The following is a 12,080-nucleotide window of genomic DNA, read 5'->3' as shown; positions in this document are numbered from 1 at the left end:
CGTCCCGAACTCCCCCTGACCGAAAGGCAATCCGTGTCCCCGAGCCCCGGCCCCTCCAGTCGCGTCACCGCGCTCGACACCTACGACATCCGCTTCCCCACCTCGCGCGAGCTGGACGGCTCCGACGCGATGAACCCGGACCCCGACTACTCGGCGGCCTATGTCGTGCTGCGTACCGACGCGGCCGACGGGCACGAGGGGCACGGGTTCACGTTCACCATCGGGCGGGGCAACGACGTCCAGGTCGCCGCGATCGACGCGCTGCGGAACCATGTGCTCGGCCGCCCGGTGGACGAGATCTGCGACGACCCCGGAACCCTCTACCAGGACCTGGTCGGCGACAGTCAGCTGCGCTGGCTCGGCCCCGAGAAGGGGGTGATGCACATGGCGATCGGCGCGGTGGTCAACGCGGTGTGGGACCTCGCCGCCCGACGGGCCGGCAAGCCGCTGTGGCAGCTGCTCGCCGACGCCGAACCCGAGTGGATCGTCCGCCAGATCGACTTCCGCTACCTCACCGACGCCCTCACCCCCGAGGAGGCCCTCGGCATCCTCCGGCGCGCCCGCGCAGGCGCCGACGAGCGCCGGGCCCGGCTGCTGGAGGTCGGCTTCCCCGCCTACACCACCTCCGCGGGCTGGCTCGGCTACGACGACGAGAAGCTCACCCGGCTCGCCGCCCAGGCGGTCGCCGACGGCTTCCGGCAGATCAAGCTGAAGGTCGGCGCCGACCTGGAGGACGACATCCGGCGCTGCCGGGTGGCCCGCGCCGTCGTCGGCCCGGACATCCGGATGGCCATCGACGCCAACCAGCGCTGGAACGTCGACGAGGCGATCCGGTGGACCAAGGCGCTCTCGGAGTTCGACCCGTACTGGATCGAGGAGCCCACCAGCCCCGACGACATCCTCGGCCATGCCGCCGTCCGCCGGGCGGTGACCCCGGTCAAGGTCGCCACCGGCGAACACGTGCAGAACCGGATCGTCTTCAAGCAGCTGCTCCAGGCCGGCGCGCTCGACATCGTCCAGATCGACGCGGCCCGGGTCGCCGGCGTCAACGAGAACCTCGCCATCCTGTTGCTCGCCGCCAAGTTCGGCGTCCCCGTCTGCCCGCACGCGGGCGGGGTCGGACTGTGCGAACTCGTCCAGCACCTCTCGATGTTCGACTACCTCGCGGTCGCCGGCACCACCGACGACCGGGTCATCGAGTACGTCGACCATCTGCACGAGCACTTCCGCGACCCGGTGGTGATCCGGGAGGGTCACTACGCGGCACCCACCGCACCGGGCTTCTCGGCCGCCATGCGACCGGAGTCCATCGCGGAGTACACCTATCCGGGCGGCACCTTCTGGGCCGCCGACGCACAGACGCAGACGCACGCACAGACGCAGAATGGACAGGCGGCATGACCGACTTCGAGGGCCTGAAAGCACTGGTCACCGGCGGGGCCTCCGGGATCGGCCGAGCCACCGCCGAACTCCTGGCCGAGCGCGGCGCCCAGGTCGCCGTCCTCGACCTCGACCCGTCCGCCGTCGAGAAGCCGCTGCTCGGCTTCCGGGCCGACGTCACCGACGACGCCTCCGTGCGTACGGCCGTGGAGAGCGCGGTGGAAGCCCTCGGCGGCCTCGACGTGCTGGTCAACAACGCCGGCATCGGCGCCCAGGGCACGGTCGAGGACAACGACGACGACGAATGGCGCCGGGTCTTCGACGTCAACGTCCTCGGCATGGTCCGCACCGCCCGCGCGGCCCTGCCGCACCTGCGCCGCTCGGACCACGCGGCGATCGTCAACACCTGCTCCATCGCCGCCACCGCGGGCCTGCCGCAACGCGCCCTGTACAGCGCCACCAAGGGCGCCGTGTACTCCCTCACCCTCGCCATGGCCGCCGACCACCTCCGCGAGGGCGTCCGCGTCAACTGCGTCAACCCCGGTACGGCGGACACCCCGTGGATCGGCCGACTCCTCGACAGGGCGCCCGATCCGGCCGCCGAACGGGTCGCCCTGGCGGCCCGCCAGCCCTCCGGCCGTCTGGTCTCCGCCGCCGAAGTCGCGGGCGCCATCGCCTACTTGGCGAGCCCGCTGTCCGATGCCACCACCGGTACCTCCCTCGCGGTCGACGGCGGCATGCAGGGCCTGCGGCTGCGCCCGGCGGGCCAGTGAGCACCCTCGGCCGAAGCGGCGTCCGGGTCAGCCCCCTGGGCCTCGGCGCCGCCGTCATCGGCAACCTCTACACCGAAGTCTCCGACCGGCAGGCGCACGACACGGTCACCGCCGCCTGGCAGCAGGGCATCCGCTACTTCGACACCGCCCCGCACTACGGCCTCGGCCTCTCCGAACGGCGGCTCGGCGAGGCGCTGCGGGAGTACGACCGGGACACCTACACCCTCTCCACCAAGGTGGGCCGCCGCCTGGAGCCGGGGCCCGGAGACGGCGACGACCTCGCCCACGGCTTCGCCGTGCCCGACAGCCACCGCAGGGTCTGGGACTTCACCGCCGACGGCATCCGCCGCACCCTGGAGTCGAGCCTGGAGCGCCTCGGCCTGGACCGGATCGACGTCGTCTATCTCCATGACCCCGACGACCACGTCGAACAGGCCTTCCGCGAGGGCTACCCGGCCCTGGAGAAGCTGCGCGCCGAGGGTGTCGTCGGTGCGATCGGCGCCGGCATGAACCAGACGGCCGTGCTCACCCGGTTCGTCCGCGACACCGACATCGACGTGGTGCTGTGCGCCGGCCGCTACACCCTCCTCGACCAGAGCGCCCTGGCCGATCTGCTCCCGGCCGCCGGGGAACGCGGTGCGTCGGTGGTGATCGGCGGGGCCTTCAACTCCGGTCTGCTGGCCGACCCGAAGCCTGATGCCACCTACAACTACGCCCGAGTCTCGGACGAGTTGCTCGCCCGTGCCCTGCGCCTCAAGGAACTCGCCGAACAGCACGGCACCACGCTCCGCGCGGCCGCCCTCGCCTTCTGCGCCGCCCACCCGGACGTGGCGAGCGTGCTGGTCGGCGCCCGTTCGGGGGCGGAGATCGAGGACGGGGCGCGGCAGTTCGCCACCCCGGTCCCCGCCGCCTTCTGGCGGGAACTGCGCGACAGCGGACTCGTCCGCGTGGACACCCCGCTCCCGACGGAGGAGCCGTCATGAGAGTCGCCCCGCGCACTCCGCCCGTCGTATGGGAGCTGCCATGACCGTCGACGCCCACCACCACGTCTGGGACCTCGCGGTACGGGACCAGGACTGGATCACCGGCCCCGAACTCCAGCCGCTCAGACGGAACTTCACCGTCGAGGACCTCGAACCCGAGGCTCGGGCGGCCGGTGTCACCCGCACGGTCCTCGTCCAGACGGTCACCGTCCCGGAGGAGACCCCCGAGTTCCTGGCCCTCGCCGACACCCACGACCTGGTCGCCGGCGTCGTCGGCTGGACCGACCTGACCGACCCGGCGATCGCCGACGAACTCGCCCGCCTCAGCGAACTCCCCGGCGGTGCCTACCTGAAGGGCATCCGCCACCAGGTCCAGGGCGAACCGGACCCGGAGTGGCTGCTGCGGCCGGACGTCCACCGGGGTCTGGCCGCGATCGCCGACGCGGGCCTCGTCTACGACCTGGTCGTACAGGCCCACCAGCTTCCGGCCGCCGTCAAGGCGGCCGACTCCCACCCCCAGCTGACCTTCGTGCTGGACCATCTGGGCAAACCACCGATCGCCTCCGGAGACCTCGACCCCTGGGCCACCGCGGTACGCGCTCTCGCCGCCCTGCCCAACACCGTCTGCAAACTGTCCGGCATGGTCACGGAGGCCGACCCCGCCTCCTGGACGGTCGACGACCTCCGCCCGTACGCCGAGACCGTCCTGGACGCCTTCGGCCCGGACCGCCTGATGTTCGGCTCGGACTGGCCGGTGTGCGTCCTGGCCGGGACGTACGCCGAAGTCTTCGATGCGGCGGAGCAGTTGATCGGCCCCGCCGAACGCACCCGTGTCTTCGAGACCACCGCCACCCGCGTCTACGGCCTCTGACCCCGTCCCCGTCACCCGCGTCCACGGCCTCCGAGCGCCGCCCCCGTCACCCGCGTCCACGGCCTCCGAGCCCCGCCCCCGTCACCCGCGTCTACGGCCTCCGCGCCGCCCCCGCCAGCCGCGTCGGCGGCATGAACTCCCGCACATACGTCCGCTCCCAGCACGCGCCCGTCTCCCGCAGCTCCCGCCAACTGGTGTAGCGGTAGCGGAAGAGGCGGGCGCGGACGAAGTGCGGGGGGCGGTCGGGCGGGAAGGGGGAGCGGCGCAGCAGCCGTAGCGTGTCGCGGTCGTTCTCCAGGAGGCGCTCCACCAGGCCGCCGAACCAGTCGCCGGCGTACGCGGGGGAGAGGGCGGCGAACCACATCAGCCAGTCCAGGCGGAGATGGTAGGGCGCGAACTGGCGCGGCCAGTACCGCGGATCGCCCGGCTTGCCCTTGAACTCGTACTCCCGCCAGTCCGAGTCCTCGTGCGGCGCCTCGTCCAGCGTGCCCTCGACCACCACCTCGTAGCGCACCCGGCTGACGCTGCCGAACGCGCCGTAGGTGTTGACCAGGTGGAGCGGGTCGAAGGAACGGTTCATGACCTGGCGACGCGAGACCATGTTCACCACCGGGCGGTAGCTCAGGAAGAGCAGCACCGCGGCCACGGCGAGGACGACGATCTCGTACCAGAGCGGGGCCGGCGGCGCGGCGGTGTGGTCCGTGGGGAGCCGGAGCGCCGAGAAGGCAAGCACGATGGTGATCCAGTTCAGCCAGGAGAAGTTGCCGGAGACCACCAGCCACAGCTGGGTGAGGACCATCAGCGCCGCGGCCGCGGTCGCGATCGGCTGCGGGGTGAACAGCAGGACGGGGACCACGAGCTGGGTGAGGTGGTTCGCGGCCACCTCCGCCCGGTGCACCGGTTTCGGCAGGTGGTGGAAGAACCAGCTCAGCGGACCCGGCATCGGCTGGGTCTCGTGGTGGTAGTAGAGGCAGGTCAGTTTGCGCCAGCACGCGTCCCCGCGCATCTTGATCAGGCCCGCGCCGAACTCCACCCGGAACAGGATCCAGCGCAGCAGGAACAGGACGACGAGCGGCGGGGCCACCTCGTCGTTGCCGAGGAAGACGGCGAGGAAACCCACCTCCAGGAGGAGCGACTCCCAGCCGAACGCGTACCAGGTCTGGCCGACGTTGACGATCGAGAGATACAGGGCCCAGGGGATCAGCCACAGCACCATCGCGGCCCACAGCGGGAGCCGCGAGTCCAGCCCGGCCAGCAGCGCCGCCGACACCGCGCAGCCCGCCCAGGCGCAGGCAGCGAAGAAGCGGTCCGAGTAGTGCAGGTGGAAGAGGCTCGGCGCCCGCCGGAAGGCGACCCGGTCGACGAACCTCGGGATCGGCAGCATCCCGCGCTCGCCCAGCAGGGCCCGGAACTGGAGCGCCGCCACCAGGAACGCCACGAGATACACACCGGCCAGCGCCCGCTGGAAGACCAGCCGGCTCAGCCAGTACCCGGGTGCGGTGAACCAGTCCACGGCCGTGCGCCCCTGCCTCTCAGCGGTCTGCGGTCTGCGGCCCCGGTGACGGGAAAGGGCCCGTCACCCTGTGTACCGCGTCGCCCCGGTCACGTAACCCGAGCGGGTGAAGTGGACAATATTGGATAAATTGCCCGGCCAGGGTTCCCCTGGCAAGGTGGCCCCATGGCTGATCGGGGAGCGAGCGCTCCGTCTCTCCCGGACGACTGGCCCGCCCACCCGGACCACCCGATCCTGGCGCTCAACCGCCTGGGCACCTTCGACTGGGACCTGGACGCCGGTCTGTTCCACATGGACGCCCAGGCGTACGAGGTGTTCGACCTGACCCCCGAGGAGTACGACGGTCACCCCGAGAGCCTCGCCGTCCGGGTACCCGTGGCGGAGGGCATCAGGCTGGACGCGGTGGTTTCCCAGGCCATCAAGGACGGCAGCGAGAACTACGGGGCGTACTTCCGCATCCGCCGGCGCGACGGCACCCCCCGCTGGACCCACACCCAGGGCTACATCCGGCGTGACGAGACCGGCCGCCCGCGCCGGGTCGTCGGCGTGGTCCGGGACGCCACCCAGGAACTGGAGGACAGCGAGGTGCGCAGCCTGCGGGCCGCCAAGGACCAGGCGCTGCGCCGGCAGACCGGCGTCGTCCAGGTGGTCACCGCGGCCCTCGCGCACGCCCGCAGCGTCCAGGACGTCATCGACGCCCTCAAGGACACCAAGGGGATCCCCAACCTGGGCGCGACCAGCCTGGTGATGGGACTGGTCGAGGCCGGCCGGATCCGGCTGGTCGCCGAGGGGCCGGCGGGCAGCTTCGTGCCCGGCACCCGGATCACCCGGATAGACGAGCCCTACCCGATGGGCGAGGTGGTGCGGACTCTCAGCCCGCGGTTCATCGAGTCACCGGAGGAGTTCGCCGGGGGCTACCCGATACTGTGGCCGCACATCACCGAGCTGCACATCACCTCGGCCGCCTATCTCCCCCTCATCGCCCAGGCCCGTCCGATCGGCGCCATGGGCCTGCTCTACAACGACCGGCTCGGCTTCTCCGCCGAGGAACGCGCCGTCCTGGTCGCCCTCGGCAGCAGCATCGCGCAGAGCCTGCAGCGGGCCATGCTCTACGAGCAGGAGAAGGACCTCGCCCAGAGCCTCCAGCAGGCGATGCTGCCGCGCACCATCCCCAGCGTGCGCGGCGCCGACATCGCCGTCCGCTACCGCTCCGCGTCCGCCGGGGGCGCCCTCGGCCCGGACATCGGCGGTGACTGGTACGACCTGATCCCGCTGCCCGGCGGCCGGGTCGGCGCGGTCATCGGGGACGTCCAGGGGCACGACACGCACGCGGCGGCCGTCATGGGCCAGCTGCGGATCGTCCTGCGCGCCTACGCCGCCGAGGGCCATGCCCCGGCCGCCGTGATGGCCCGCGCCTCGGTCTTCCTGGACGAACTCGACACCGACCGCTTCGCCACCTGCCTGTACGCCGAGGCCGACCTGTCCACCGGCGTCGTCCAGGTGGTCCGTGCCGGGCACATCGACCCGCTGATCCGCGGTGCCGACGGCAGCTGCCGCCGGGCCCCCGTGGAGGGCGGGCTGCCGCTCGGCCTGTCCGCCGAGTTCAAGAGCCTCGAATACCCGGTGTCCACCCTGGAACTCGACGCCGGCGAGACGCTGCTGCTGTGCACCGACGGGCTGGTCGAGCAGCCGGGCACCGACCTGGGGGACGGGATGCGGTCGCTGATCCGGCAGGTCACCGAGGGGCCGGAGGACGTGCGCAGGCTCGCCGACCGGCTGATCGCGATCGCCGAGGACCGGGGCGGCGACGACGACGTGGCCCTGCTCCTGCTGCGCCGCCGCGGCCCGGACACCGCGCAGGCCGTCGGCCGCCTCCAGCAGCACGTGGCCTCCGGCGACCCCGAGGCGCTCACCCTGGCCCGGCACATGATCCGTGCCGCCGTCCGGGCCTGGGGCGCCGGGGACCGCGCCGACGAGATCGAGCTGGTCGCCGACGAACTGATCACCAACGCGCTGATGCACACCGAGGGCTCCGCCATCGTCACCCTCAGGGTTCTGGGCGGCGGCGACCGCCGGCTCCGCGTCGAGGTCGAGGACTCCTCCAGCGCCCTGCCACGCCGACGCGAGGCGGGCGAGGACGGGGTGTCCGGGCGGGGGCTGCTGCTGGTCGACGAGATCACCGACGTGTGGGGCGTGGAGGCGCGTGGCGGCGGCAAGGCGGTCTGGTGCGAGTTCCGGATGCCGGAGCCCGCCTGACCCAGGGGGCCACGGGTGGCACCCTGGACGCATGCCCGAACTGCCCGAGGTCGAAGCGCTCAAGGACTTCCTGACCGAGAACCTGGTCGGTCACGAGGTCGTGCGCGTCCTGCCGGTCGCCATCAGCGTCCTGAAGACGTACGACCCTCCCCTCGGCGCCTTCGAGGGCAGCGAGGTCGTCGCCGTGCACCGGCACGGCAAGTTCCTGGACATCGAGGGCGACGGCGGACTGCGGTTCATCACCCATCTGGCCCGCGCGGGCTGGCTGCACTGGAAGGACCGGCTGCCGGACGGACCGCCCCGCCCCGGGAAGGGCCCGCTCGCCCTGCGGGTGGCCCTGGAGACCGGCGCGGGCTTCGACCTCACCGAGGCCGGCACCCAGAAGAAGCTCGCCGTGTACATCGTCCGGGACCCGGCGGAGGTGCCCGGGATCGCGCGGCTCGGTCCGGACCCGCTCGCCGCCGACTTCGACGAGGACCGGCTCGGCGCCCTGCTGGGGGACGAGCGGCGGCAGCTCAAGGGCGCCCTGCGCGACCAGAGCCTGATCGCCGGGGTGGGCAACGCCTACAGCGACGAGATCCTGCACGCGGCGAAGATGTCCCCGTTCAAGCTGGCCGCGTCCCTGACGCCCGAGGAGGTCCACGGGCTGTACGAGGCGCTGCGCAGCACCCTCACCGAGGCGGTGGAGCGCTCCCACGGCCTGGCGGCGGGCCGGCTCAAGTCGGAGAAGAAGAGCGGGCTGCGTGTCCACGGCCGGACCGGGGAGCCCTGCCCGGTCTGCGGCGACACCATCCGCGAGGTCTCCTTCAGCGACTCCTCGCTGCAGTACTGCCCGACCTGCCAGACGGGCGGCAAGCCGCTCGCGGACCGCCGGATGTCCCGGCTGCTCAAGTGACCGGCGGTCACTTGGGGTCCAGGGTCACCAGGCGCTGCCCGTCGGCGTTGCGCACCTCGTAGCGGTCGATCTCGTCGGGGTGCATCGAGGAGCCGCCGGTCATGGTCGACACCCGGTCGTCGTGGTCGCGCTCGGCCCAGGTGGTCACGATCTGCTCGGAGCCGTCCCGGCCGACCGCGACCAGCCGGCAGGAGCGAGGCCCGTCGGCGTCCTTCACCTGCAGCTCGATCGTGCTGCCCGAATCCGTGTCCTGCGACTTCACCTGCGCCCACACGCCCGACTGCGTGTCGGTGGCCGCGGTGACCCGGACGGCCGGCGGGGCGTCATGACCGGCGTAGGCCACGATGCCGGGGCCGACGACCGCGAACACCACCGAGGCGGCGAGGCCGTAGAGCAGCCTGCGTCGCTTGGCCCGGTGCCGGCTCGCGACCTCGGCGAGCAGCCGGTCCAGCAGCCGGGGGCCCGGCTGGGCCATGGGGTGCACGAAGCGCGGCGTGGCCCGGCGGTACAGCATCAGCTGCCGTGCCGCGGGGCCGAACTCGGTCACGTGCGCGGAGCAGCTGGGGCACTCCATGAGATGGTCCTCGAAGCGGAAGGCCTCCGCCTCGTCCAGCACGCCGAGCGCGTACGCGCCGACGTCGCGATGCCTTTCCAGGGACCTCATGCCGAATCCTCGTGCCGTGAGTGCGGGTGGGGGTTACTCATTGCTCCTTGCCCCCACCCGTACGCAGTCGGCCGCCGTTTCACTCAAGGCACGTACAGAATCGTAATCAACGGATTCGGAGCGGCCGGGCCCGCGGATTGGTGCCGATTCAAAAAAGATGGATGGCGAGATGTCCGAGGGGCAGACCGAGCCGCCAGGCGGCGGTCCACACCTTCGGCCCGTCGTCCTCGCCGAACACCGAGCCGCCGCCCGGTACCGCGTCCAGGTCGGGCGCGAGCAGCTCGGTCTCCTCCAGCCAGCGCCAGGCCGCCGTGGCCAGATCCAGGTCGGGTGACGGCCCGCCCGACTCGACCGCCTCGGCGGCCAGCCGGGACATACGCTGCCCTACCCAGTGCTGCCACGGCTGGTCGTACGCCGTGAGCGAAAGCCAGTTCTCCAACTGGGACACGACCCGGATGCCCGACAGTTCGCCGTCCGTGTCGGAGAGGAAGATGGTCAGCGCCAGCGCGTCCCGGCCGGCCCGGAACTCGAAAGACGTCGGCGGCATGAGATCGCCGGTGCGCAGCAGCTCGTCGGCGATGTACTCGGCATACAGCCAGGCCATCGGGACCGCCAGTTCCCCGCTCCCGGCCCCGTCCGTGCTCTCTTGACCTCTGTGCAGCATCCCGTCCTGCCTTCCTCCGGTGCGCGCGCGTGGCCCCGACCCCGGGTCCGTCCCTCTCCCGGTGCGGAACACGGATGAAGACAGCTGATTGCTCAAACATGGTCCTCAGCAAGGCGCTTTACCGAGGTTTGACCTGGCTTACGGTTTCAGCGCAGGTCGGGTGCATAACCGGGCAGAACCCGGCGCAGGGCGCGCAGCGCGTAGTACGCCCGCGACTTCACGGTACCGGGTGGAATGCCGAGGGTCTCGGCGGCCTCCGCCACACTCGCCCCTTGGAAATACACCAGCACCAGGACTTCACGGTGTTCCGGGGTGAGAGTCTTCACAGCCTCCCGCACGTCCAGCGCCGCGGCGGCGCGTTCGGCGTGGTCGCCGATGGCCCGGGTGTTCTCCAGGACGGCGTCGTGCACCTCGGGCGGCCGCGCCTGCCGGGCCCGGCGCGCGTCGATGGCGAGCCGTCGGCCGACCGTCAGCAGCCAGGGCAGGACGGAGTCGAAGTCGTCGGCGCGCAGCGCCTCGGGGTGCTGCCAGGCGCGTACGAGGGTCTCCTGCACGAGGTCCTCGGCCCGTTGCCGGTCGCCGTCGCTGAGCCGGAGCAGCAGCGCGAAGAGCGGGCGGCCGTGCTCGCGCTGGAGTGCGGCGAGCTCGTGCTCGGCGGTCGTCGTCCCGTCGGGAAGGGTGGTTCCGGCCGTCATGGCCGTATGGCATCGCAGGGCCGGGCCGGGGGACAGGGGGCGCACAGGGATCTGCGGCGGACGGTCGATCGCGTCGGCGAACGGTGCGACGAACGGTCCGTCACACCTCTTACCCGACCCGGATGGGTCAATCGGGGCGCCTGAGTTGTTTGCGACCCGGCTCGGCTTCGTACCCATTGATCTGTAAATCGGACAAGGCTTGCGACTCTGGGGTGCTCCTGATGATCAATCGCAGACGCCAGGTGGCCCTGGCCCTGACCGCCCTTCTCGCCACCGCAGCCGCCTGCCAGAACCACGTACGGCAGGAGAACGCCGCGCCGCCCGGTCAGCCGGCACCCGCCGTGCCCGCTCCCGGCGGCGGCTTCACCCTCGTCGCCTCGGGTGACGTCATGCCGCAGAAGTCCGCGCTGGACCACGCGAACCTCGACGCGGGCGGCAACGGCCACGACTTCCGCCCGATGCTGGCCGGCGTCGAACCCGTGGTCTCCCACGCCGATCTGGCCCTCTGTCACCTGGCGGCCGTGACCGACGCGGAGAACGGGGAGTCCGGCTCCGCCGGTGTCACCTCCCCGCCGCAGCTTGCCGAGGGCCTCGCCGCCGTCGGGTACGACAGCTGCTCCACCGCCTCCGACCGCGCCCTCGACGGCGGCGCAGACGGGATCCAGCGCACCCTCACCGACCTGGACCGGACGGGCCTGCGGCACACCGGCACCGCCCGCACCCAGGCCGAGGCGGCCGCCGTCACACTGCTCAACGCGGGGCGCGCCCGGGTCGCCCAGCTCTCCTACACCTTCGACCTCAACGGCAACAGCCTGCCGCCCGGGCAGCCCTGGGCGGTCAACCTCCTCGACGAGAACCGCATCCTCGCCGACGCCCGCGCCGCCCGGCAGGCCGGTGCCGACGTGGTCGTCCTCTCCGTGCACTGGGGCACCGACGGCCAGGACGCCCCCGACCAGCAGCAGCTCACCCTCGCCAAACGGCTCACCGCCGCCCGGACCGGCGGCCGCCCCGACATCGACCTGATCCTCGGCACCCACGCGCACATCCCGCAGGCGTACGAGAAGGTCAACGGCACCTGGGTCGTCTACAGCCTCGGCGACCAGATCGCCGGAGAGCTGAACAACAGCCAGGGCCACCAGGACCCGCGCGGCAACCAGTCCACCCTCGCCCGCTTCACCTTCGCCCCGCCCACCCGCCCCGGCGGCCGCTGGGAGGTGGCCAAGGCGGAGTTCATCCCCCAGCTGTACGACCTCGACGCCGGCCGGGTCGTCGACCTCAACGCGGCCATCGACCAGGGTGCCGACTTCACCTCCGTACGCGACGGCATCCGGGACACCGTGCTCAGCCGCGGGGCCGCCAAGGACGGGCTGGTGATGGGGGAGTGAC

11 protein-coding genes are annotated in these 12,080 nt (G+C 72.0%); 7 read left to right on the top strand and 4 right to left on the bottom strand.

Going from position 1 to position 12,080, the window contains the following annotated elements:
* The first annotated feature begins 33 nt into the window (after positions 1-33).
* From ACZ4N4_RS18775 to ACZ4N4_RS18760, 4 genes are read left to right on the top strand one after another with little or no spacing between them, the layout of a single operon-like run.
* Complete coding sequence (locus ACZ4N4_RS18775; protein ID WP_467589912.1) at positions 34-1,401, top strand: L-fuconate dehydratase; 1,368 nt, start codon at positions 34-36, stop codon at positions 1,399-1,401.
* Positions 1,398-2,153, top strand: coding sequence for an SDR family NAD(P)-dependent oxidoreductase (locus tag ACZ4N4_RS18770; RefSeq protein ID WP_467589909.1), 756 nt, complete (start codon positions 1,398-1,400; stop codon positions 2,151-2,153). Before ACZ4N4_RS18775 ends, ACZ4N4_RS18770 begins: the two co-directional genes overlap by 4 nt.
* Positions 2,150-3,136 carry an aldo/keto reductase gene (locus ACZ4N4_RS18765; RefSeq protein ID WP_467589906.1) on the top strand — a complete coding sequence of 329 codons (987 nt, stop codon included), beginning with the start codon at positions 2,150-2,152 and terminating at the stop codon, positions 3,134-3,136. The genes ACZ4N4_RS18770 and ACZ4N4_RS18765 overlap by 4 nt, the downstream gene beginning before the upstream one ends.
* Before the next feature lie 40 nt (positions 3,137-3,176).
* Positions 3,177-4,007: an amidohydrolase family protein gene (locus ACZ4N4_RS18760; protein WP_467589903.1), complete on the top strand. Its 831-nt coding sequence runs from the start codon at positions 3,177-3,179 to the stop codon at positions 4,005-4,007.
* A 91-nt stretch (positions 4,008-4,098) separates the two neighbouring features.
* Here the strand turns inward: ACZ4N4_RS18760 and ACZ4N4_RS18755 are convergent, their stop codons facing one another.
* Positions 4,099-5,520, bottom strand: coding sequence for a lipase maturation factor family protein (locus tag ACZ4N4_RS18755; RefSeq protein WP_467589900.1), 1,422 nt, complete (start codon positions 5,518-5,520; stop codon positions 4,099-4,101).
* 165 nt (positions 5,521-5,685) lie between these two features.
* Between ACZ4N4_RS18755 and ACZ4N4_RS18750 the strand changes: the two genes are divergently transcribed.
* Positions 5,686-7,776: a SpoIIE family protein phosphatase gene (locus tag ACZ4N4_RS18750; RefSeq protein WP_467589897.1), complete on the top strand. Its 2,091-nt coding sequence runs from the start codon at positions 5,686-5,688 to the stop codon at positions 7,774-7,776.
* Between the two features lie 31 nt (positions 7,777-7,807).
* Positions 7,808-8,671, top strand: coding sequence for an Fpg/Nei family DNA glycosylase (locus ACZ4N4_RS18745; protein WP_467589895.1), 864 nt, complete (start codon positions 7,808-7,810; stop codon positions 8,669-8,671).
* Between the two features lie 7 nt (positions 8,672-8,678).
* On the opposite strand, the gene ACZ4N4_RS18740 is transcribed toward ACZ4N4_RS18745, so the two are convergent.
* From ACZ4N4_RS18740 to ACZ4N4_RS18730, 3 genes are all read right to left on the bottom strand, one after another.
* The gene (locus tag ACZ4N4_RS18740; protein WP_453567330.1) at positions 8,679-9,335 is read right to left on the bottom strand and encodes a zf-HC2 domain-containing protein; all 657 of its coding nucleotides are present in this window, start codon (positions 9,333-9,335) and stop codon (positions 8,679-8,681) included.
* Between the two features lie 148 nt (positions 9,336-9,483).
* Complete coding sequence (locus ACZ4N4_RS18735) at positions 9,484-9,999, bottom strand: hypothetical protein (RefSeq protein ID WP_453567328.1); 516 nt, start codon at positions 9,997-9,999, stop codon at positions 9,484-9,486.
* A gap of 146 nt (positions 10,000-10,145) precedes the next feature.
* Positions 10,146-10,694, bottom strand: a complete 549-nt coding sequence (locus ACZ4N4_RS18730) for a sigma-70 family RNA polymerase sigma factor (RefSeq protein ID WP_351703654.1) — start codon at positions 10,692-10,694, stop codon at positions 10,146-10,148.
* Between the two features lie 221 nt (positions 10,695-10,915).
* Here ACZ4N4_RS18730 and ACZ4N4_RS18725 point away from each other — a divergent pair, with 221 nt between their 5' ends.
* Complete coding sequence (locus ACZ4N4_RS18725) at positions 10,916-12,079, top strand: CapA family protein (protein WP_467589890.1); 1,164 nt, start codon at positions 10,916-10,918, stop codon at positions 12,077-12,079.
* Position 12,080: the final 1 nt, after the last annotated feature.

The organism is Streptomyces sp. NPDC026538, from assembly GCF_055567535.1.
The sequence above is the reverse complement of the archived record's forward strand: the minus strand, read 5'-3'. Positions and strand labels throughout refer to the sequence as shown.